General features: G+C 64.4%; 28 protein-coding genes. 6 read left to right on the forward strand and 22 right to left on the reverse strand.

Annotated features, from left to right (window positions below):
- The first annotated feature begins 145 nt into the window (after window positions 1-145).
- Genes zwf through C8K14_RS06455 form a run of 6 tightly spaced genes read left to right on the forward strand, consistent with a single transcriptional unit; the run spans window position 146 to window position 5902 of the window.
- Window positions 146-1594, forward strand: a complete 1449-nt coding sequence (gene zwf / locus C8K14_RS06430; RefSeq protein WP_022676386.1) for a glucose-6-phosphate dehydrogenase — start codon at window positions 146-148, stop codon at window positions 1592-1594.
- Window positions 1587-2216 carry a 6-phosphogluconolactonase gene (locus tag C8K14_RS06435; RefSeq protein ID WP_022676387.1) on the forward strand — a complete coding sequence of 210 codons (630 nt, stop codon included), beginning with the start codon at window positions 1587-1589 and terminating at the stop codon, window positions 2214-2216. The genes zwf and C8K14_RS06435 overlap by 8 nt, the downstream gene beginning before the upstream one ends.
- On the forward strand, window positions 2213-4036 hold the full coding sequence (edd, locus tag C8K14_RS06440; RefSeq protein ID WP_107716084.1) for a phosphogluconate dehydratase: 1824 nt from the start codon (window positions 2213-2215) through the stop codon (window positions 4034-4036). Before C8K14_RS06435 ends, edd begins: the two co-directional genes overlap by 4 nt.
- 27 nt (window positions 4037-4063) lie before the next feature.
- Window positions 4064-5032 carry an ROK family protein gene (locus C8K14_RS06445; protein ID WP_107716085.1) on the forward strand — a complete coding sequence of 323 codons (969 nt, stop codon included), beginning with the start codon at window positions 4064-4066 and terminating at the stop codon, window positions 5030-5032.
- Between the two features lie 52 nt (window positions 5033-5084).
- A complete protein-coding gene (locus tag C8K14_RS06450) occupies window positions 5085-5456 on the forward strand; it encodes a tRNA-binding protein (RefSeq protein WP_062782843.1) in 372 nt (123 codons plus the stop codon).
- Complete coding sequence (locus C8K14_RS06455; protein WP_107716086.1) at window positions 5453-5902, forward strand: DUF488 family protein; 450 nt, start codon at window positions 5453-5455, stop codon at window positions 5900-5902. Before C8K14_RS06450 ends, C8K14_RS06455 begins: the two co-directional genes overlap by 4 nt.
- 109 nt (window positions 5903-6011) lie before the next feature.
- On the opposite strand, the gene C8K14_RS06460 is transcribed toward C8K14_RS06455, so the two are convergent.
- The 22 genes from C8K14_RS06460 to C8K14_RS06560 form a co-directional block, all read right to left on the reverse strand.
- Complete coding sequence (locus C8K14_RS06460) at window positions 6012-6266, reverse strand: hypothetical protein (RefSeq protein ID WP_107716087.1); 255 nt, start codon at window positions 6264-6266, stop codon at window positions 6012-6014.
- A 12-nt stretch (window positions 6267-6278) separates the two neighbouring features.
- Window positions 6279-7097 (reverse strand): DNA adenine methylase, encoded by an 819-nt coding sequence (locus tag C8K14_RS06465; RefSeq protein ID WP_107716088.1) that lies wholly within the window; start codon window positions 7095-7097, stop codon window positions 6279-6281.
- Window positions 7098-7241: 144 nt separating this feature from the next.
- On the reverse strand, window positions 7242-8039 hold the full coding sequence (locus C8K14_RS06470) for a hypothetical protein (RefSeq protein WP_107716089.1): 798 nt from the start codon (window positions 8037-8039) through the stop codon (window positions 7242-7244).
- 20 nt (window positions 8040-8059) lie between these two features.
- A complete protein-coding gene (locus C8K14_RS06475) occupies window positions 8060-9931 on the reverse strand; it encodes a hypothetical protein (protein ID WP_107716090.1) in 1872 nt (623 codons plus the stop codon).
- A gap of 13 nt (window positions 9932-9944) precedes the next feature.
- On the reverse strand, window positions 9945-11999 hold the full coding sequence (locus C8K14_RS06480; RefSeq protein ID WP_133726769.1) for a fibronectin type III domain-containing protein: 2055 nt from the start codon (window positions 11997-11999) through the stop codon (window positions 9945-9947).
- Window positions 11984-12409, reverse strand: coding sequence for a hypothetical protein (locus C8K14_RS06485; RefSeq protein WP_108350153.1), 426 nt, complete (start codon window positions 12407-12409; stop codon window positions 11984-11986). Before C8K14_RS06485 ends, C8K14_RS06480 begins: the two co-directional genes overlap by 16 nt.
- On the reverse strand, window positions 12394-12987 hold the full coding sequence (locus C8K14_RS06490) for a hypothetical protein (RefSeq protein ID WP_107716093.1): 594 nt from the start codon (window positions 12985-12987) through the stop codon (window positions 12394-12396). Before C8K14_RS06490 ends, C8K14_RS06485 begins: the two co-directional genes overlap by 16 nt.
- Window positions 12971-13642 carry a hypothetical protein gene (locus C8K14_RS06495; RefSeq protein WP_107716094.1) on the reverse strand — a complete coding sequence of 224 codons (672 nt, stop codon included), beginning with the start codon at window positions 13640-13642 and terminating at the stop codon, window positions 12971-12973. The genes C8K14_RS06490 and C8K14_RS06495 overlap by 17 nt, the downstream gene beginning before the upstream one ends.
- A complete protein-coding gene (locus tag C8K14_RS06500) occupies window positions 13642-16041 on the reverse strand; it encodes a hypothetical protein (RefSeq protein ID WP_107716095.1) in 2400 nt (799 codons plus the stop codon). Before C8K14_RS06500 ends, C8K14_RS06495 begins: the two co-directional genes overlap by 1 nt.
- A complete protein-coding gene (locus tag C8K14_RS06505) occupies window positions 16034-16276 on the reverse strand; it encodes a hypothetical protein (protein WP_133726770.1) in 243 nt (80 codons plus the stop codon). The genes C8K14_RS06500 and C8K14_RS06505 overlap by 8 nt, the downstream gene beginning before the upstream one ends.
- Window positions 16273-16782, reverse strand: coding sequence for a hypothetical protein (locus C8K14_RS06510; protein ID WP_107716097.1), 510 nt, complete (start codon window positions 16780-16782; stop codon window positions 16273-16275). Before C8K14_RS06510 ends, C8K14_RS06505 begins: the two co-directional genes overlap by 4 nt.
- Before the next feature lie 153 nt (window positions 16783-16935).
- Window positions 16936-17535, reverse strand: a complete 600-nt coding sequence (locus C8K14_RS06515; protein ID WP_107716098.1) for a hypothetical protein — start codon at window positions 17533-17535, stop codon at window positions 16936-16938.
- Window position 17536: 1 nt separating this feature from the next.
- A complete protein-coding gene (locus C8K14_RS06520; protein ID WP_107716099.1) occupies window positions 17537-17971 on the reverse strand; it encodes a DUF3168 domain-containing protein in 435 nt (144 codons plus the stop codon).
- Complete coding sequence (locus C8K14_RS06525) at window positions 17964-18515, reverse strand: phage morphogenesis protein (RefSeq protein ID WP_107716100.1); 552 nt, start codon at window positions 18513-18515, stop codon at window positions 17964-17966. Before C8K14_RS06525 ends, C8K14_RS06520 begins: the two co-directional genes overlap by 8 nt.
- On the reverse strand, window positions 18515-18748 hold the full coding sequence (locus tag C8K14_RS06530; protein ID WP_107716101.1) for a hypothetical protein: 234 nt from the start codon (window positions 18746-18748) through the stop codon (window positions 18515-18517). The genes C8K14_RS06525 and C8K14_RS06530 overlap by 1 nt, the downstream gene beginning before the upstream one ends.
- Complete coding sequence (locus C8K14_RS06535; protein ID WP_199223696.1) at window positions 18748-19074, reverse strand: hypothetical protein; 327 nt, start codon at window positions 19072-19074, stop codon at window positions 18748-18750. The genes C8K14_RS06530 and C8K14_RS06535 overlap by 1 nt, the downstream gene beginning before the upstream one ends.
- A 17-nt stretch (window positions 19075-19091) precedes the next feature.
- Window positions 19092-19337 (reverse strand): hypothetical protein, encoded by a 246-nt coding sequence (locus C8K14_RS06540; RefSeq protein WP_107716103.1) that lies wholly within the window; start codon window positions 19335-19337, stop codon window positions 19092-19094.
- Between the two features lie 211 nt (window positions 19338-19548).
- Window positions 19549-20091 carry a hypothetical protein gene (locus C8K14_RS06545; RefSeq protein ID WP_107716104.1) on the reverse strand — a complete coding sequence of 181 codons (543 nt, stop codon included), beginning with the start codon at window positions 20089-20091 and terminating at the stop codon, window positions 19549-19551.
- 9 nt (window positions 20092-20100) lie between these two features.
- Complete coding sequence (locus C8K14_RS22575) at window positions 20101-20271, reverse strand: hypothetical protein (RefSeq protein ID WP_158271875.1); 171 nt, start codon at window positions 20269-20271, stop codon at window positions 20101-20103.
- A complete protein-coding gene (locus C8K14_RS06550; protein WP_107716105.1) occupies window positions 20264-20566 on the reverse strand; it encodes a hypothetical protein in 303 nt (100 codons plus the stop codon). Before C8K14_RS06550 ends, C8K14_RS22575 begins: the two co-directional genes overlap by 8 nt.
- Complete coding sequence (locus C8K14_RS06555; protein WP_107716106.1) at window positions 20566-21132, reverse strand: hypothetical protein; 567 nt, start codon at window positions 21130-21132, stop codon at window positions 20566-20568. Before C8K14_RS06555 ends, C8K14_RS06550 begins: the two co-directional genes overlap by 1 nt.
- Before the next feature lie 2 nt (window positions 21133-21134).
- Entirely contained in the window at window positions 21135-21683 is a 549-nt protein-coding gene (locus C8K14_RS06560) for a hypothetical protein (protein WP_133726771.1), read from the reverse strand.
- Window positions 21684-21691 lie beyond the last annotated feature (8 nt).

A 21691-nucleotide genomic window follows, 5' to 3' on the forward strand; every position in this document is an offset into this window, starting at 1 on the left:
CCACCCCGCTTGCATACTTATGCGACGTGCATCGCGCCGCATGAGCGACTAGGGCAGGCATCGACAAGGACCCAACCCAAGGGGTCGCACGTTGCCATGCAAGCGCGCACGGCATTCGTGTTGCGAAAGATAAGGAGATCCGCCGATGGCCGACAGCAGTTGTTCTGCGCTTTTGCTCTTTGGCGCAACCGGCGACCTTTCCCGCCGGATGCTGTTGCCCTCGCTCTATGCCCTGCATGAAGACGGGTTGATCGATCCGGGCCTGCGCATTGTCGGCACCGCACGCTCGGAACACACCGACGCTGATTTCCGCGATTTTGCCCACGCTGCGCTCGATGAATTCCTGCCGGAAGACCGCAAGGACGAGACCAAGCTGGCCAGTTTTCTGGCGCGCCTGGAATACCAGACGCTCGATGCATCGAACGTCGATGGCTTTGCCGATCTCGCCACCAAGCTGGGCGATACCAGCTGCGGCCTGTCGATCTTCCTGTCGACCGCGCCCGCGTTGTTCGAGCCGACGATCGAGGGCCTGCGTCGCGCTGGCCTGGCGCATGACAACGTGCGCATCGGCCTGGAAAAGCCGCTGGGCAACGATCTGGCTTCCAGCCGCCGGATCAACGATGCCGTTGCCGGGGCCTTTGCCGAAGACCAGATCTTCCGCATCGACCATTATCTGGGCAAGGAAACCGTGCAGAACCTGATGGCGCTGCGCTTTGCCAACATGATGTTCGAGCCGCAGTGGAACGCCGGCAATATCGATCACGTGCAGATCACCGTCAGCGAAACCGTGGGCCTGGAAGGGCGCAAGGGTTTCTACGACGATACTGGCGCCCTGCGCGACATGGTGCAGAACCACATGCTCCAGCTGCTCGCGCTGATCGCGATGGAGCCGCCGCGCGATTTCGATGCCACCTCGATCCGCGATGAAAAGGTCAAGGTGCTGCGCGCACTGCGCACGGTGAAGGCCGAGGAAATGGTGCGCGGGCAGTATCGTGCCGGGGCGGTGAAGGGCGGCGGGGTGGCCGGCTACCAGGAAGACCTGGGCGAGCCTTCGGACACCGAAACCTTCGTGGCGATCAAGGCGCATGTCGACAACTGGCGCTGGCAGGGCGTGCCGTTCTACCTGCGCACCGGAAAGCGCCTGGCCGAGCGGCGCTCGGAAATCGTGGTGCAGTTCAAGCAGGTGCCGCACAACATCTTCTCGGGCCGGGGCGGCAAGTTGCAGGCCAACCGCATGGTGATCCGCCTGCAGCCAGAAGAATACGTGCGGCTTCAGGTCATGGCCAAGGAGCCGGGCCTCGATCGCGGCGGCGTGGTGCTGCGCGAGGTCAACCTCGATCTCTCGCTGACCCAGGCGTTTGCCAAGGCGCGGCGTCGCATTGCCTATGAACGCCTGCTGCTCGACCTGATCGAGGGCGAACAGACGCTGTTCGTGCGCCGTGACGAGGTAGAAGCGCAGTGGCGCTGGGTCGATGCGATCCGCGCGGTCTGGGCCGGTGGTGATATGGAGTGCAAGCCCTATGCCGCTGGCAGCTGGGGCCCCAACGCGGCCATCGCCCTGACCGAGCGCGACGGGAGAAGCTGGAATGACTGAGACCGCCAACCCGCGCGTGCGGTGGGCCAAGCCTGGCGATGCTGCCGCCGTGGCCGATCGCATCGCCACCGAACTGGCGCGTCCGGGTGAAAAGCGCCTGGCGATGACCGGCGGCTCCACCCCGCTCAAGGTCTTTGCCCTGCTCAAGGATCGCGGGCTCGATTGGTCGGGCGCCACCCTGGCGCTGACCGACGATCGCCGCGTGCCCGACGATCATCCCGCCAGCAATTTCGGCAAGCTTTACGGCGCGCTGGGTGACAGCGGTGCCAGGTTCGAACGCCTGGAAGAGGGCGCTGCAGTGGCGCCGTTCGACCTGGTGTGGCTGGGCATGGGCGAGGATGGCCACGTCGCCTCGCTGTTTCCGACCATGCAGGCGCTGGTCCGCCCCGGCGCCACGGTGATTGCCACCACGCCGATCCCGCTGCCGCCCGAGGCACCGTTCGATCGGCTGACGCTGACCGCGCGGGCGCTCAAGGCCACCAAGGAAGTGATCCTGGTCGTTACCGGCGCATCGAAGAAGGCGCTGATCGAAGACGTGCTGGCGGGCAACGCCGATTATCCTGTTTCCGACTTCCTGCGCGGCAGCGATGGCCCGCCGGTTACCATCTACTGGAGCGAATGATGGCCCTTCATCCTACCGTGGCCAAGGTCACCGATCGTATCGTGGCACGCAGCCGCGATACCCGCGCCGCCTATCTCGATCTCATCGATCGCGCGCGCGAGGCGGGCGTCAACCGCCCCAAGCTGACCTGCGGCAACCTGGCCCATGGCTTTGCCGCCGCCGGGGATGACAAGCTGGCGCTGCGCGATGGCAAGGCGCTGAACATCGGCATCGTCACCGCGTTCAACGACATGCTTTCGGCGCACCAGCCCTATGGTCGTTATCCCGAACAGATCAAGGTTTTCGCCCGCGAAGTGGGCGCTACGGCGCAGGTGGCGGGCGGCGTTCCGGCGATGTGCGACGGGGTGACGCAGGGCCAGGATTCGATGGAACTGTCGCTGTTCAGCCGCGACACCATCGCGATGAGCACCGCGGTGGGGCTGTCGCACGGCATGTTCGAGGCGGCGCTGTTCCTGGGCATCTGCGACAAGATCGTGCCTGGCCTGATCATCGGCGGCCTGCGCTTTGGCCATCTGCCCACGATCCTGGTCCCGTCGGGGCCGATGCCCACGGGCCTGGCCAACAAGGAAAAGGTGCGCATTCGCCAGCTCTATGCCGAAGGCAAGGTGGGGCGCGACGAACTGCTCGAATCCGAAAGCGCAAGCTATCACTCGGCCGGCACCTGCACGTTCTATGGCACGGCCAATTCCAACCAGATGATGATGGAAATGATGGGCCTGCACATGCCCGGTTCCAGCTTCGTCCTGCCCGGCACCAAGCTGCGCCAGGAATTGACCCGCGCCGCCGTGCACCGCGCCGCGCAGATCAGCTGGGATGGCGATGACTATCGCCCGCTGGGCCATTGCGTGGATGAAAAGGCCATCGTCAATGCCGTGGTCGGCCTGCTCGCCACGGGTGGTTCGACCAACCACGTCATCCACATTCCGGCCATGGCGCGCGCCGCAGGCGTGCAGATCGACTGGGACGACATGGACGAGCTGTCGCGCGTGGTGCCGCTGATCGCCAGCGTCTATCCCAATGGCGCGGGCGACGTGAACTATTTCCACGCCGCCGGCGGCATGCCCTATGTCATCCGCGAACTGCTCGACAATGGGTTGGCCCATGCCGACATCCGCACTGTCTATGGCGCTTCGCTGGCCGATGGCGCGCAGGAACCGGTCATGGATGGCGACACGCTGACGTGGAACCCCGCCCCGGTGAAGAGCGGGGATGACAGCATGCTGCGCCCCGTCACCGCGCCGTTCCAGCCCGAAGGCGGCCTGCGCCTGCTGCAGGGGAACCTGGGCCGTGGCACGATCAAGGTCAGCGCGGTGGATGCATCGCGCTGGACGATCGAGGCGCCTGCGCGCGTCTTTGCCGATCAGAACGACGTGCTCAAGGCGTTCAAGGCCGGCGAACTCGAACGCGATGTCGTCGTGGTAGTGCGCTTCCAGGGTCCGGCCGCCAATGGCATGCCCGAACTGCACAAGCTAACGCCGCCGCTCGGCGTGTTGCAGGATCGCGGTTTCCGCGTGGCATTGGTCACCGACGGGCGCATGTCGGGCGCATCGGGCAAGGTGCCAGCGGCAATCCACGTCTCGCCCGAAGCCAAGCTGGGCGGCCCGCTCGCCAAGCTGCGCGATGGCGATATCGTGCGCGTCTGCGCGCAGACCGGCGAACTGGTGGCCCTGGTCGATGCCGATGAATGGGCGGCGCGTGAAGATGTGGTGGCCTCGCCCGAGGCAATGGGCGTGGGCCGCGAGCTGTTTGCACTGATGCGCCACTATTCCGATCCGGCCGAGCGCGGCGGATCGGCCATGTTGGCCGCAGCAGGCCTGTAACGTCCGGCATTCGGGGGAGAGGATATCATGGAACTCGTAGCCGTAGACATCGGCGGTACGCACGCGCGCTTTGCCTTGGCCACCGTGGAAGATGGCCGGGTTACGCATCTGGGCGAGGCCGTCACACTCAAGACGGCCGAACATGCCAGCTTCCAGCTGGCGTGGGAGGAATTCGCCCGGCAGAACGGTGGCGTGGTGCCCAAGGCCTGCGCCATAGCCGTGGCGGGGCCGGTGGGTGGTGAGGTGATCAAGTTCACCAATAACCCGTGGATCATCCGCCCGGCGCTGATCCCGGAAAAGCTGGGCGCCGAACGCTATGTCGTGGTCAACGATTTCGCCGCCGTCGCCCATGCCGTGGCCCAGGCCGGCGAAGAACACTTCATCCATCTGTCTGGCCCCGACGTGTCGCTGCCCGATCATGGCGTATTCAGCGTCGTCGGGCCGGGCACCGGGCTGGGCGTGGCCCAGTTGTGGCGCCATGCGCATGGCTATCAGGTGCAGCCCACCGAAGGCGGACATATCGATTATGCCCCGCTTGACGGGATAGAGGACGCGGTGCTCGCCCGCCTGCGCAAGCGTCATCGCCGCGTGTCGGTAGAGCGCGTGGTGGCCGGGCCTGGCATCGTCGATATCTATGAAACGCTGGCGCTGATCGAGGGCGCGCCGTTTATCCCGCGTGACGACAAGGCGATCTGGACGCTGGGCAGCAGCGGCGAAGACAGCCTGGCCGCCGCCGCGATCGACCGCTTCTGCCTGAGCCTGGGCAGCGTAGCGGGCGACCTGGCGCTGGCCCATGGTGCCTCGGCCGTGGTCATGGCCGGCGGTCTTGGCCTGCGCATCAAGGATTGCCTGGTGCGTTCGGGCTTTGCCGAGCGGTTCCGCGCCAAGGGGCGGTTCGAGCAGATCATGGCGCAGATGCCGGTCAAGCTGATCACCCATCCGCAGCCGGGCCTGTTTGGCGCAGCTGCCGCCTTTGCCCAGGCCAACAAGGACTGATCGGGCCACCGGCCGCCTTGCACATGCGGGGCGGCCGGGGCACAATTGGCCCATGCATGTTATTCACGATCCCGCCAGCGAGCCCGAAGAAACGATTGCCTTCAGCGATTTCCTGAAAGTGGACATCCGCATCGGCACCGTGCTTTCCGCTGAAGACCTGGTTGGCGCACGCAAACCCTCGATCAAGCTGGTGATCGATTTTGGCCCCGGCGTGGGCCACAAGAAAAGCTGCGCGCAAGTAGCCGCGCTGTATGATCCGGCCAGCCTGATTGGCCGCCAGGTGGCCGCCGTGGTCAACTTCCCGCCGCGCCAGGTGGGCAAGGCGATTTCCGAAGTGCTCACGCTCGGCTTTGCCGATCCCGAAGGCCGCGTGGTGCTCGCCAGCCCCGAACGGCCCGTGCCGAACGGCGCCCGCCTGCTATGACCGCGCCCACGATCTGGACGATCGGCTATGAGCAGGCGACGCTCGATGCCGTGATCGGCACGCTCAAAGCCGCCGGCGTCGACGTGCTGGCCGACGTGCGCGCCCTGCCGCTGTCGCGCCGGCCCGGCTTTTCCAAGACCGCGCTGGCCGGAGCGCTGGCGCAGGCTGGCATCCAATACGTTCATTTCAAGGCGCTGGGCACGCCCGCCGATGGCCGCGCCGCTGCCCGCGCGCATGATCACGCGGCGCTCGAACGCATCTATGCCGGCCAGCTTGAACTGCCCGAGGCGATGGCTGCCGGGGCGCAGTTGCATGCCCTGGCCACGGAAAAGCGCGTCGCGCTGCTATGCTATGAACGCGCCGCGCACGAATGCCACCGCACTTTGCTGCGCGAAGCCATGCTGCCAGAGTTTGCAGCGGTGGACTTGGTGCCGGACGTAGTCTGAGGCATCGCCCCTCCACCAGCCTGCGGCTGGTCCCCCTCCCCACAAGTGGGGAGGACCTTTGTAGCGCGGCGCGAGCTTTTTGAGTGTTTGACAAGACAGTTTTGAGCACTCAATCGGTGTGGCCGGCAGCGAGCGCGTCTCCAGCTTTGGTAATGCGCGCTGCCGTAATCTCATCCACCGCGAGATGGATGCGTTGCTGTGAATCCGCGATCGGGACAATGCAAGCGATCCCAGTATGGCGTGTTTCGATTACCCTGCCGATCTCCAGCCAGCCCGTTGCGTTCGAGTGGACCTCAACTCTGAAACGATCCTTGGCGATCTCCTCGCGGGCCTTCAACCAAATGGCACTTGAACTGCTCGGCATATTGCCTCCTCCTCAAGGCCCCGAGATTACCAGCTCCCTTGCCGGAGTCACCTTCCCGCTCAGCCGATAGTTGAGGGTAACCTCCTCGATCTCGAATCCGTTGAAGATTTCGCGGATCTCGGGCTTGTCGTTGATCGACAGAATGAAGCGCCCTTGAAGACCCTCTAAGAGGTCTCTCAGAGCCTGGAAATCGGCTGGTGAGAAGATGTTTTTGCCGTAGTCATCGGTGCAGCCCCAGTAAGGTGGGTCGCAATAGAATAGGGTGCCCGGCCGGCTGTCATAGCGCTTGATGCACTCGGCATAGGGCAGCCGCTCGATCAGCACCCCAGCAAGGCGCTCGTGGACGTCTTCCAGCATCGGCACGAGCTTCGTCAGGTTGAACCGCGCGCCGCCGTTGAAATCGACTCCGAAATGCTGCTTGACTGCATGGCCGCCGAACGCCGCGCGCTGGAGGTAAAGGAAGCGCGCGGCGCGCTCGAGATCGGTCAGGGTATCGGGATCGACTTGGACAAGCCGCTCGAACTCCGCACGGCTGCACACCTGCCATTTCAGCACGTCGAGCAGCTGCTGGAAGTGTCGCTGCAGGATGCGAAACAGGTTCACAACGTCGCGGCTGATATCGTTGATGACTTCCATTTTCGGCCGTGATCGCCGGCGGAAGAAAACCCCTCCCATCCCGACAAAAGGTTCAACGTACCTTGCATGCGGGATCGCTTCGATTCTGCTGCCCAGTAGCGACGCCAGAGCTCGTTTCCCACCGAGCCAAGGCGCCACCGGTTTCGTCGCCCGAACAGGATCGAGCTGACCTTCTTCGTTCAATCCTTCTTTCATACTTGGCACCTAACCATGCCCCCGCCGTGACGGCCGGGGGAACTGAAAGGCTGCTCGCGACAGCCCTAGGTGCGAGTTACAGCTCGCGGTTTGAGGCGCTGCTACGCCTCAACCGCCCCCGTAAAATCCGGAGGCGGGATTACATCAGAGTGCAAAGGCGGCGTGCTTGGCTTTCCACTCGGCCGCGCGCCGCACTTCCGGGTCGAAGCCGCTCACCGTGCAGTTTTCCATGATAACGCGGCTGATCTTGGCATCATCAGGACCAGCGAAACCCGAGGTTGCCTTGCCCAGTCCGAAACTCACTCCGGGCTGCGCGGCCAACGTCGGGGTCTTTGTGACCTGAGCAATCTGAGCGTTGTTGAGAAAGACCGTAATCTTCCGCTGACCGGCACCAGCATCAACGCATGTCAACTGTAGGCAAAATGCCTTGTTGATGAGCGCGGTGGCATCGACGGCCGACGCGCCAGACCCATCGATAACAGCGGACAAACCGAGCAAAGGCGTGTTGTTATAGGCGTACCACGCGCCGAATGACACCGCGCCGGTTGTGTTTCCAAACCCAAACAGTCGATGCGTCCCACTGGTAGTGGGATTGGCTGGCAACTTGCCCCAGCATGTGAACACGAAATTAGGATAATCCAGCGCCTTGAGGTCGAAGAGGCCAGCGGGCCAATAGATGCTGCCCGTCGTTCCTGCGCCAAACTGCGCGCCGGTGGCATCATAAGTTGGCAGAACCCCGGCCTGCTGGATGCCATCAGCGAAGTTCTCGCTCAGGTTTTTCCATGCGTCCCCCGCGTTGACTGCACCGCCGATCGCTCCCGTCGGCCATTGCGCGGCAATGGATGGGTCCCAAAGAAGCATGGTGCCCGCATTGACTTGATCGTCATAGGCAAGCAGCGGCCAGTTGGCGTCGGTGGTGGTGATGGCGCCGTCGAGCGCCACGACTGTAGTAGTAGGCATAGTTAGGCCCAACCTTTTGCTTTGATGAAGTTGACGATGGCGACCGTGGCCAGATCATTGCCCGCATTGCCCAGGTGGAAGCCGTCACCCGCGCTCAATGATGGCGGGACCAACCCCTGCGACACAGCTGTCGCGTCCGACGGTGCTGCGTTGCCGTAGAGCGTCGGCATCAGATCAAGCCAATTATTGGGATAGGCGGCCTGGACTGCTGCGTTGAGTGCATCGATATCTGCCCGGCTCGCCGAACCGATAGTATCGGTAGTCCGTGGGAACTCGCGCAGGATGATAAATCGTTTTCCCAGTGCTTTGAGCGCAGCGACGATCGTGTTGAGGTTGGCGAGCGAGGCTGCGCGTCCAGCGCTACCATGATCATCATTCACAAGCGCCCAGATCAAAGCCACGCCAGAAAATGCTGTGCCCACGTCGGGGGTCCAGGTGGCCGCTGCTGAAATCGGTACTGCGTCGCCAGGCGTCGCCCGCCAAAATCGTTCACCGGCAGAAGCGTCCCACGTCAAATATCCGTAGACCCCACCGAGCCAACCGTAGATCGATCGCGGGCCATAGGCGGAAATGATAAAATCGTTCGGCGTTACGCCGGTAATGGTCACTGGCCCAGACGCTGGGATAGTATTGCCGGTCACGGTCAGCGTCGTGGCCACCAGTCCCGCACGGGCCACCTGCTGCGCCGATCCCGACCCCTGGATCGCGAAATTGACCAAAGGCCAATTCAGCGCAGAAGCTACCTTATCGGGCAGAGGCGGCTGTCGATTCGCGGCGTAATTGGCCAACATTGAGTGCCCGACAGCCCAAAGGAGTGGGCGCGCCGTGACGGGGCCGGACGTGCCAGCGTCAAGATCGCAATAATCGCTGTAAGTGCCATCGGTCAGCCAGGCAGCCACACTGCCATTGATCTTGAGGTCTGTATGGTTACCGGACATGGTCAGCGCCGTGACCTGTCCGGTGGCTCTGGACTGCTTGTAGACCTGATAATTGCCGCTGGCGTCGGGAGAGGTGAACACGATCCAGCTTGCGTTATAGACCGACGCAGAACCGACGCGGATAGTGCCCGCAGTCAAGGTCACAGCCTGCGCGCGATATGCCCAGATTGTGCCATCAGTGAGCAGAGCCCAAATCTTGCGACGCGACCCGTCGATATAGGCCCAGAACACGCCAGGATAGGAACCAGGGGCCTTTAGAGCGACAGTGCCAATGCGCAGCGAACCGGCAATGCTGAGCAGCGCTGTGATGTTCAGCGTGACGATCTCGGACAGGTAGGCCCACACTGCGCCGCTGTCTTTGATACCCCACACCAAACGCCGGCCAGAGCCCTTGATTGCCAGAAGCCACCCTGGGTATTTGAGCACACGCGAGATGATGCCTGCGATCGTTGCTGCGCTGGCTGCTGCTTGCAGTGCCCAATATCGTGCCCCGCGCGACCCGGCTGGTGCACCAGGAACATCGGTATTCGTCGCATCATTCGCATAATGCCCGGCCAGTTCGGCAGCTTGGGTTGCAGCAGCTGTAGCCGGTCCGGCAATGGCTTGAATGATGCCGAGGATGATACCGGATACAACCCAATTGCCTGTGCCGGACGCGCCCGATTTGACGATCAGATCATTGTTCGTAGCCGTAGCATCCGCATAGACGATCGCCACTGCACCATCGGGATAGGCGAGGCTGGCATTGGCCGCAGCCAGTGTGGCGAAACGCGCGCTGATGAGCGCACCAAGTCCCACCTGCGCGACCGCCTGCTCGATGATCGGGCCGATCGCGCGCGCGTCGGCCTTGTCCACTTCAGCCAGACCCGACGCGGCGATCCCATCCGTGTTGAAGTCCCGGAACGCGCGGTTGAATTGGTCGATTACGGCTCCCATCGTCGTGTCCTCGCTAGCTGATGGTCGCGGTGGCCGGCCCGGCGAGAGCGGATGAACCGCCGCCGGTCGCGAAAGCCCGCGCCCAGTAATATTCCGTGCCGGCCGAAAGCCCGCTGTCGTGCACGCTCATGACCTCGCCCAGGCCGCCAACGACATCGCCGCCCACTTGGGTGGCCGTGCTGAAATCGTTGGTCGAATTGCGGTAGAGCCGCGCGAAGGCCAGCGTGGCCCCGGTCGGCATCCTGAAAGTGATATCGGCCACCCCAGCGCCACCTGTGGCGGCCAGTTCCGTCGGGGCACTCAGCGACACGGTTGCAGTCGGCGTGATATCCACGCTCGCGCTCCAGGCGCTGGCCCAATAGCTGATGGTCAAAGCGCGCACCTGGACTTCGTATTGCGTGCCGCTGTTCACCGGGCCGCTGCGCGCAGTGCGCGCCGCATTGTCCACCGTCATCGAAACCCACGTGCCGCCCGTCGTGGGGCGATATCGCGCCTCATAGGTCAAGCCTGCGCGCACGGTGGACCAGCTGGCCTCGATCGCCACGCCCTGGCCGCTGCCCAGCGCGATCTGCACCGAGGAAAGTGTAACCGCATAGGGCACAGGAATGACCACGATCGCTGTGGTGTCCTCGGGCATGAGCGGCGGCGTGCCCTCCTCGGTGGCCGCGTCAAAATCCCAGTCAGCGGCCTTGATCTCGGTCAGCGTGGCCGTGACGCGCATCTTGCCCAGATCCAGCTTCAGATTCTCGATCATGAAGTCGGCCGAGACGCCCAGCTGCGCGAGCTCGAGGCGGCAGAAACGCTCGCCCAAGAGGTTGAGACCGTAGAGGTTGAGCTCGGCCGTGATGTGCCAACGGTTGCCGAGGCGCGCGAGCACCAGCTTGCCCACGCGCACGGCCTGGTTGTGGTGGGGCGCGAAATAGAGCTCGACGCTCTGTGGATCGGTGTTCGGGTCTTCGACCACTTCGGCTGACCCGACGGTGGCGCTTTCCTGCTCCCGGTAGCCGATCGCCGCCTCGGTATAGAGCACCTTGACCGCGCTCACGCGTTCGGTTGCCTTCGGCCCCAGCACGGCGGTCATCGAGACCACGTGATCATCGGTGATGACCACGCTTGGCGCGACATAGCGCCCGACCATGAAATTGAACTTGCCCGCCGCATCCTGCCAGCAGAAGGCGTCGGAGGCCTTGAGCATGTTGGCCAGCACCTGCCGCCGTTCGTCCGTCGAGAGCGAATAGCTGGCCCAGATGCGCCAGCGCTTGATCGTCGCCGCTGTCACCGTGGTCACGGTCTGGTCGCAGATGTCGGCCTCGATCGCCACGCGCGCCCAGTTCACGTTGCCATAGCCGGCGCCATAGCCATCGGGATGGGCAAAATAGTCGGCGATCACCAGCGCCGCGTTGTCGCTACGGGGCCAGGTGGAGCTATCCGAAAGCCGCACCGCGCCCGTGCCGCCGGCCGTCGAATCGAGCCGCGGATCATAGACGCGGGCGCCCCACCGGATTTGGGTATAAGCCGGCTGCTGGCCGTTATAGACCTCGGAAAACTTGTCCTGGTCGACCGGGTCGCAGATCAACGCCACATGCGCGCAGCCGCGCTGGCGATGGTTGGCGGTCCACTGCGGGAACTTGGCTGTCAGCTGAGAGATGGCCGTCTGGCTCGCGGTCCCGCTGCGGGTATAGATGTGGATCGCGCCGTGATAGCTCGATTGGGTAACCGTGCCCGAACCGTCCAGCGTCACCTTGTTGTTGTTGATCCGGTGTTCGAGGATGTCGCCCTCTTCACCGGTCCCGAGCGTCACCACCATGCCAAGCGTGCCGCCAGAGCTCTCCAGGAACGACTGCTGGCCACCCGTATGGACGATGCCATAGTGCCGCTTGCGGGAGCCGATCGACTGCCGGATCACCTGCTGCCCATCGCTCGGTTTCGGGGTCGATGCGCCGAAAACGGTCGAGATGAGCGCGTTCAGCGCACCGGCAAGGCCGCCGAAGACGCCGCCGATTAGCACGGCCACCGGGCCGCTGGCGCCGGTCAGCCCAATGATGAGCGCGCCTAGTGCCGAGGGCATGGCAGCCTCCATGATGCCAGCGCCACGCCGCAGAAGATGACCACACCGGTATCGCAGCGAGCCGCCCAGCGGCGATGGCCAAGGCACAGGCAAAGCGTATGGCCGGACCCCGGCAGATCGATCACGCCGAAATCGCCGCGTGCTGGCGCATCGGTTTTCGGGCAGCCCAATTCACCAAAGCGCGCCTGGCACAAAGCAACCAGGCAGCCAGCCCGCTCGATGATCAATTGCGCGCGAAAAGCGTTCGATGCGCGCGGCCAGGGTTCGAGCCGGCGTCCGCTGCAGCGCTCGATGTAGATCAGGATCGACTGGCAGCAGTCGGTTTCGCCCCACCGGAAATCGGTAGCCGCCCAAAGCGCCAGTTCGCTTGCCACCGGGTCGGGGCCGGGCCGCGTCAGTAGTCCGGCCATGTGACCACCTTGTTGACCAGCGTGCCAACGAACTCGAAACCTTCGTCACCTGGGAAGCGGCGCTGCTGATCGGCGTCGGTGTACATCGCGTACTTCGGCCGGCTGCGCAGCGAGAACAGGCTCTCGGCCGAGATCGACACCGATCGTTCGCCGGTCTCGCCATAGGTGAAAGTGGGCTGCAGCATGCGCCCCGCCCAGATTGCATAGGGATTATCGAGCGGCCGCTGATTTTGCGGATCGGCGGGGTCATCCACGCCGAAAAACTGCATCAGCACATAGGCCGTGCGGCCGTAGACTTCCGCCTCGAACTCATCGCGGGCGAGCAGCAGGATGTCGCTGCTCACGCCGGATAGGTTGAATGTCGCCTCGGGCGCGTCCCCGTTGATGGCCTGCTCGATGCCGCTCATGCTGCCCAGATGGCCGATGCCCTGCCACCGGCGGTCATCATTGGTGCGCAGCACGCCGTTACCGGTCCACAGCTGCATGGGTGTGGTGGTGAAATCGAACAGCACCAGCGCTGCGCATTGCACCGTGGCGCCTGCCAGCGAGGCAGCGATCGTCTCAGGAAAAAGGCTCATCGAAAGCCTCCGTAAATTCGATCGAGGGTGTGCCGTAGCGCAGCGCCTCAAGGGTCAGCGCGCCATTGTCATCGTCTGGCAGGCGCCCGATCATCGTTGGCCTCAGCCGCAGGGGCTCGGCGTCGTAGTCTTTGCGCAGGCTGGGCGAGCACCGGATCGTCGCCACGCTGCCCGACCAGGACACGCCCGTTGCAATGTACGGATGCTCGCCGAGGCCAAAATACAGGCCCGCCTGCAGCAGCTGCCCATAGCCGCCAAAATCGGCCGTGATCGTCCTCGCCCCTTGCAAGCCAGACACCAGCACACCCGACAGATCACGGGTCAGATAAAGCGCCCCGTCCGAAAAAGCCGTGCCATCGGAATGGGTGACCATGCCGCCCATGATCTCGGCCTGTGTGGCCGCGTACCAGACGTCGAACAGCGGAACCCGCACCATGTTGGCCCGGCCTTCGAGCGAGGCGTGGATGGCGCGATAGGCGAGCACGTCGAACCCTTCGATCGCATCGAACTGCATCGTCAGCGTGAAGGGCGGCCGGATCGAGGGCACCGCCTGGGTGAAGTCGGTCAGGCTGCCGCTCATGCCCACGGTGCGGCGCGGAGGCCGAATGGTGACCGTCTTGGGGATCAACGAGGCGGGCCAATCGAACACCGGCATTATCCGTGCCTCGCGAGGTTGTCTTTGACCCGCGAACCGACGTTGCTGTCGTACGCAACCAGCGCCTGCTGCACGCCGGCATTGACCATCTGGATGATCTCCTGGTTGCCACGCGCGCCGCTGATGCTGATATCGGCTTTGAACGGTACGCCGCCCTGGCCGCGTGCCGGATTGGGTACGACCTGGACGCCGTTGCCGGTTGCCAGCACACGCTCGGGGCCTGCCTCGCCGACGATGCCCCACGTGCCGGCCGGGATCGTGCCTCCGTCGGCAAACAGCCCGGCAAACTGGGGATCGGCGATGGTTGCTGCCGCGCTCGAGGCCAGCGAAGACCCACCGCCGCCCCCAAATAGCGAACCGATAAAGCCGCCTAGGCCACCGCTGCCCGTAGTGGCTTGCGCCAACCCCTGCGCAATCGGCTTGATGATCTGCTGCTCGATGAACTGGCCGATCAGGGCTTTCAGCAACGGGTCTTTGATGCCCAGGCGGCTGGCGATGGCATCGGTCAGCGAGGAGTGAATGTAGTCGAGCTCGTTCACCACCAGCTGCTCAGCCTGACGGCCGGCATCTTCGCCATTCGCCCTGAGGCCGGCGGCGTAGGAAGCCAGCGGCCCGGCGGTGCGCTGGGATAGGCCTTGGCGCGCGGCAGCCTGCTGGCTGGCCAATTCCTGGCGCGCTTTCGCGCCGTCCGCCACTTGGCCGCTCGCGATCTGCTGTTCGAGCAGGTTGGTCTGGATTTGCTGCTGGATTTTCAGCGCATCGGCTTCTAGGCGCGCGCGCTCCTTTGCGCTGGTGGCCACTTGGGCCCAGGCTTCAAGCGTCGTGGCTTGGCGCGCCAGCATATCGTTGGCTTGCTGGGCCTCGGCCTGGCGCTGATCGCGGCCAACCTGCAGCTGGAACACGCCAGGGTTTCCAACCAGAATGCTACCGTCGGTCGCGCGCTGCCCGTAAAGCCTGTCGAGCGCGGCGATCAGCTGCTTTTTCTGTGCCTCGCTGAAATCCTTGTTGGCGCGGATATCGGCTTCGCGCCGGCTGCGCTGATCGCCGAGCATCTGATAGGCGATATCGGCGCGCTCCTGGGCCGAGGTGGCCAGCTGCTGGCGGGCACCCAACTCCTCCGCGTCGATGCCCTCCATAGCCTTCAGGAATTCGGCATCGATCTGTTCCTCAGTCTTGCCCGACTTCGATTTGCGCTCCTTCTTCTTCTTGGCCGTGTCGGGCTGGCGCAGGGTCGGATCAAGTTCGTTGTTGCGCAGGCTGTTCTCGATCGCCTGAGCGACCTTTTCCTTTTCCGGGTACGAGACACCGTCAGCAACGGCCTTGAGAAACTCTTCCTTGGAGACAGCCAGGCCGCCGAAATCCATATTTTCGACGCGGCGACTAGCTCCAATGCCGGAGAGCTTCCCGCTGCGCATGTCGGCAACCAGCTGGCGCACTTCACTCTCGCGCGCCATCGCATCGCCAACCGGCACACCCAATGATGCCAGCGCCTTTTGACTGGTCGAAAGGCCGATTGAACCTTGCGAAAAGCGGTCCATCGTCTGCTGCGCATTCGATTTTTCGGACTGGGCCTGCGCTCGTAGGTTGATCGCCATCAACTCGGCATTGAGGCGCAGCATGTCATTCTGCGCCTTTACCTTGCCGGTGGTGAGATCGAACATCTTGCCCAGGACCCCTTGGGCATCACTTAGGCCATCGGAGGCCAGTTCCACCTTCTTGGTGGCATCTTCGGCCGCCAGCAGATTGGCGATCAACGGCCCCAGCACCATGACGGCGCCGGTAATCGCAACGCCCCACGGGCCAGCCAGGAACCGCGCAAAACCGCTGCCTTCTCCCGCGAGCAGCTGCACCGCGCCGGCCACTTGCCCAATCTGACTGGCAAAAATCTGCTGTGGACGCATACCAAGCGAGTACATGGTCGACATGTCGCCCAGCTGCTGCGTCAGCTGCATCATGCCTGCCTTTTGCCCCGCCGTGGCACCTGTGACCTGGTTGGTCGAAGCGATGTGCTGACGCAGTAGCGCCTGGGCTTTGCGGTGCTCATCTTCGAGCAGGGCCAGACCGGCTTTCGTCTGCAGGATTTGCCGATTGTACTCTTCAAGCGAAATGGTGCCGGCGTTGAACGAAGCCTTCGCGAGATCTGTTTCAGCTTTGGCTTGCGCCTGCGCCGCCGCCAGCGCGTCGATCGCGGCGCCAGCCTCAAGCCATACCCGTGCCCCGCGATCACCGCTCTGCGCCGCTTGGTTGATCTTGTCAGCCAGGCCAACCGCGCTGCCCGAGCATGCATCGAGGGTCTTGCCCAGGCCATTGGCAGCCGCCTCGGCCTTGTCGATGCCGCTGGTATAGGCGCTGTCGTCCGTGCGCAGTGTCAGTACGGCATCGCCCAGGCTCTCAGCCATCGTTCTGCCCCTTCTGAACGGGCATTGAGACGCCGATACCCATGGCGCTCAGCTGGGCGGGCGTGGCCCGCTTCGGCCGCGCGGCTTCGGCCTGCGGCTGGATGCCCTGCGCCGCGTCGCGCAGCTCGCGCTGCATCTGTTCGGCATCGGCCTTTTCGAACGCGCCGAAGGCGAGGCCTTGCGCCCGGATGGCGGCCTGCTGCTCGCGGGCATCGAGGCGCGGCATCATGGTCACGAATGCGCGAACCAGCGCAGCAGGCGCTTCAGCCAGCCACCATTGTGGCTGGCCACCATAGAACCGGACGAGCTGGGGGATGACTTTGCCCCAGTCGACAGCGGAACCCCGGCCGCCTTCGCGATCGCTCCCGCCACGCCGAGACGATTGCGCAGCAGGAGCCCGGTAAAAACATCGGCGATGGATTGCTTATTCGCGCCGCTCAGCTTGGCGAAAACGTCGTCCGGCACGCCAACGGCCACCTTGCGCGCGACCTTGTCGACCAGCTGCTCGAGCTCTTCCTGGTCGGCTGTGTCGTCATCGCTTTCCGCCAGCGCGTTGATGCGGCGGCCCCAAATGCCAAAGCGCTGGCCGTCGAGGATCGAGAGCTCATCCGGGCTCATGATCTCGAAGCGCTGGCCGTCGATCGCAATGATCGGGCGAACGATCAGCGTGTTGAGATTGAGCAGCGGCTCATTGGAAGCCGCATCATCGGCGGGAATTTCGGGGCTGTCGGGCGTGTCCATGCCCGAGGGTATGACCGCACGTCGGGCGGTGACGCGCCCCGGACGCCTGTCCGGGACCGCTAGATATCATCGCTGTTTGCAGAAAGACCCGAGGCGCTTCCACAACGCCTCGGGCCTTTTGCTATCTACGCCAATCGGCGCCAGCGCGCAACGTCAGAGCGCGGCCTGGTGCTGGAACACGATCGAACCGAACCGCACGTCCTCGGTCGCCGCCGTCAGGTCTTCCAGCGCCGTGAACTCGATTTCCACGCCCGCCGGCACACCCTTGCGATAGACCACGGCCGGGCTGTTCGAGACATAGCAGCGCGCCACCTGGTACTGGCCGACCATGCCATCGCCATAGGGGCTGTCGCCCCGCGCGATCAGGGCATATTCGGTCACCGACTTCCCACGGCTCAGCCCGATTTTCTTGGTGCCGGGCGTGCCGACGCCGGCCGCCGTGGTGGTCAGCGCGTTGTTGTTCAGTGCCACGCGCACCTGCTCGAGCGACACGTCCCAGATGGTCAGCTTGAACATCAGGTCTTCTTCGCTGCGGAATGCCTTCACCGGCCCCAGCGCGCCGCCCGGCCGCACCTTGTTGACGGTCTGGTTGTGCGTCACCGTCACGCCGTTTTCGTCCTGGCTGCGCGTCCCGCTCGTGCCCACCAGCACCCACGGCGCGGCGGGCGCTGCCGTCACGATGGGAAACGCCGTGCCTACCACGGCAAGCCACAGCGACAGCGGCTGCCCGACAATCTCATACGGTTGGCCCATTCTAACCTCCTACTTTCGCCAGCGCGTACATGACCTGGAACGACCGCCACGCGCGGGGCCAGTCGGTTTCGGGCTCGCGCCCGGATGAAAAACCGCCTGCGCTCTTGGCCCAGTGCAGCAGCGTGCCCGCCACCGTCGCTCGCTCCAGGCGCCGCAATTTCAGCGCGATCAGATCGGCCAGGATGCCAGCCTCGACAGGCGTGCGGCCATAGGTGAACAGGTCGACGCGCTGGGTATCCACCTCGGCAAAGCTGCCACTGGTGAGCGTGGCGCCGCCGCTCGGCCGCAGCACGAATGCCGCGCGCGGCATCGATGCCGCTTCGCCGGCCGGCAGCTCTGCGCCGAAACCGCGCGTAGCCACGCTGGCCACCACGTCGGCATCGGCCAGCAGGAACCCGACCAGGGCGCCGATCACGTCGGCCGGTACCTCAGGCATCGCCTTCGCCTCCCGTGCTCGAAGGGCGCAGCTTGTTCCATTCCTTGCGGATGTTGCCAGCCAGGTCGGGATACTTCGCATCGGCCGCTGGGCGCAGATAGGGCCGCGCCGGGATCGTCACCCGCTTGCGCAGCAGGTAATGCACCGTGCCCTTGCCATCTACCAGCATCGGCTGGCCTTTTGCCGACTGGGCATAGGTCAACCCGCTCATCATGCGCGGCGAGCCTGCCGCCTTTGCTGCGCCCGAGATCGGGATGGCCAGGAACTTGGCATTCTTCGGCTCGATCGTGCCGCCCAGTTCGTGGATCAGTGCATATTCCACGTCGTGCACGCCCCAGGTGCCCGACACGCCCTTTTCGTCCTCGGCGGCATACTTCACGATATCGACGCCGCCGGTCAGCACGCCCGTGCGGTTCTCCCAGGTATGGTTCTGCCGGGCATGGTTCACCGCCCCGCCCATCGTGCGGTTCACGCCCGCGATCTGCGCGGCGCGCATGCGGGCTGTGATGCCCCGGCCTTTCCAGACGAGTGACTTCTCGGCCATCAGTGGCAGTACCTTCCGCTGATTTGGCCCTCGGCCGAACGCCACGCGGGCATATGGTTTACCAGGGGATGCCCGATGCCAGCGTCGAGCCAATCGAAATCGACGGGCGAATAGCCGCCGCGATCGATGCGTGATGCGCTGCGGCGGCCCGTCACAGCATTTTCTTGATAAAGCCAAACGCCGGCCACAAACACACGGCGCCACGCAAACCATGAACGTACCCAGCGCAGCATCAGCTGATCCTCCGCAGGTTGCATTCCAAGTGCGTGTGCTTGCGCTGAATCGGCCCCATGATCTCGATGCGGCCGGGCAGCACTTCCACCCCGGCACGGTTTTTGACCGTCGTGATCACGTCGCGCGGCTGGATCGGCGCCGCCAGGGCGAACAGCGCGCGATAGGTTTCGGTCTCGGCGTTCTTGCCGCCGTCGACCAGATCGGCAGCTTTCTCAGACCAGATGAAGCACGCCACCGGTTCGCCGATCGACACGAACACGGGCGCAGCGGGCGCGTTCCAGGCATCGCTGCCCGTCGCCTCGTTGCGCTCGATCGCGGCGCGCATGGTGAGCCGGCCGGCGATCATGCCGCGCGCGGTCCCAGCGTGATTTTTTCAGCGTTGCGCATTGCGATGAACGGCACGAAATCGTGGCCTTCATAGCGCTCATCAACTGAAAAGCGGGCTTCCACTACCTCGATGGCGGTCCCTGCGCCGAAGTCGGCAGCAATGGCAGCAATCGCGGCCTCACGCGTGTCGGACTCGTAGGCGTATTCGTCCGTCTCGCCTTCCAGTGTGGCATACCACTTCCAAGGCGCGCGCTTAGCCATCAACTTCCCCCTCAAAAAAGAGCCCCTCCGGCCCACAGCGCCGCTTGCGCAAAAGCGAGCGCTGGGCCGAGCGCTCGATTCCCGCGTCGACATTCAGCCGCGATCGGCGCTGCCCGGCCGCCGCATTCCAATGGCTGGCCACCGGCCGCGCACATGTCAGGCGCCCAGCCAGATGAATGCAGTCTTTGCAGGATGGGGCGTCTGCCATCGACTAGCCTGCCGCTCCCTGCTTCAAGGTAGCTGCTCGGCCAGCTTCATAAGCCCTGATCATCGCGCCCAAGCTGTAGTCCAGATTTCCGTTGTCACGCCGGATGGCCATGCAGTTGGCCGAGATCCACTCAACTGCTTCGTCGTGGTCGAACAGTTCGGACATTGGCGGCAGCGGATCGCGTGCGGCTTCCAGTTCCGCAATCCGGTTTTGCAGGTCCGACACGATCTCAGACGGGCAATCGTTGTAGTGATACCCATCGGGCAGCGCTTCCATGAGCGCTCGGCCAACGCTGGCCATGTCGTCAGCTTCGTTCCAAAGTGCGGTGCAGGCGGCAAGGATAGCCGCAGACTTCCGCTTGGTTTTGACCTCACCGATCCAGGTCTGGGCATCGTCCAGCCATTCGAACTCTGCTGTCTCCTCGCCTACTTTGACGGTGTATGTGCTCACGCCATCGACAAGTCGGGTCAGCTCCAAATGGTGGCCGCAGTCAGCGGCTTCCATCGCCTGAACGATCGCTGCCGCGTGCTTGGTCAGATCAACCATTATATGCCCCTAGAGGATCGGCTCGCCGCAGACCGCAACGCCGGCCCACAGAAATGCGGTTTCGAATTGGGTGCGACACACCGCCAACCCGCGCGCATCGGCACCATGCGCTTTCATGGCGTCGAGCATTGCCTTAACCGCTTCCATCGCGGCGCCCGTCTTTGCAGCTACTTCATCCATCGGCCTTGGCCTTTCCTTTGATCGCGCCACGCCATGTGGCGCTCCAACTGGTCAGCGCGCCCTGGCCGTTGATCTTCACCCCGGTGCGCGCGAAATTGAGCGTGATGGACCATCCGTTTGGATAGTCGGCCCGCGCCCGCGTCAGGTTGCCCAGGCGCCCGCGCCAACCGATCACGGTCGGCGTGGCGCCATCGCCCAGGCCGGTCAGCTGCTCGAGCATGGGCGCTGCCTTTTCCGCATCGAGCACGACGCGGGTTGTCGCCGGCCGCTTCTTCCTGGCGCGTTGGGTGGCCATCAGGCCATCACCATGCCGCGCCGCGCCTCGAGCCCGGCAAAGATGCGCTCGCGCTCCTCGCCATGGTTGTCGGCCAGCGTGAACTGGTAATCGCCCGCGCGCTCGCTCTTGAGCCCGCCGCGATAGGACAGGTCGAGCGCGATCAGCTTGATCGTCGCCTCGTCCCGCGCCGCCTGTTCGCCGATCGGCATGTACGTCACCGTCACCAGCGGCGCCCAGAACGAGCGGCCGTTCGGCCCATCGATCAGACGCTGCAGCGTGCGGCCACCGTGCAGCACACGGTAATCGCCCGCCGCCAGCGTGGTAATGGATGCGGCTTGCCCGGTGTCGCCGGGCTCGGCCTCCTCGATCTCGACAGGCTGCGCCGCGTCGAGCGGGCGCATGAGGCGCAAGGTGCGCAGCATGCGCGAGCAGGGATCGCCCACGTCTCCGAATTCCACCGTGATCGGACCGGCCGGCCCGAACCGCGAATCCATCTCCTGGGCGATGCCGTCGATCATCGCCTGCAGTTCGTCATCCGGCAGATCGCTGCCGGTGCGCAGCTTGACGCGATCGAGGAGAGCCATGGTCAGCCGCCCTTCTGGTCAGGCGGCGTGCCGCGCTTGCCGCCCTTGTTTTCACCGGCGGACTGTTCCTTGTCTTCGCCCGGCGTCTGCTCCTTGGCAGCAGCATCAGCGGCGGCCTTTGCCGCAGCAGCATCCGCCTCGGCTTTTGCCTTGGCCTCGGCTTCCGCTTGCGCGGCAGCTGCTGCCTGCGCGGCTGCATCGGCATCGGCCTTCGCCTTGGCTTCGGCTTCCGCTTGCGCGGCAGCTGCTGCCTGCGCGGCTGCATCGGCATCGGCCTTCGCCTTGGCTTCGGCTTCGGCCTGTGCGGCAGCCTCCTCGGCGGCCTTGGCCTGGGCAGTCGCCTGGGCCTGCGCCTCGGCCGCCGCGATTGCGGCAGCGTCAATCGCCACCACGGGCGGCAGATCGCCGTCGACCAGCCCGAAAAGCTCCACCGCACTGTCGGGGATTTCATCGCCCGGCGCGGCGAAGAGAAAGCGGCCGGCAGGATCGCCCTCGGCCACCAGCGCATCACGGGAAGCGGTCAGGAACAACCGCGCTTTGGCAATCATCATGGTCAAAA

Origin of the sequence: Novosphingobium sp. GV079, assembly GCF_003058045.1 — a bacterium.
Classification (GTDB): Bacteria; Pseudomonadota; Alphaproteobacteria; order Sphingomonadales; family Sphingomonadaceae; genus Novosphingobium; species Novosphingobium capsulatum.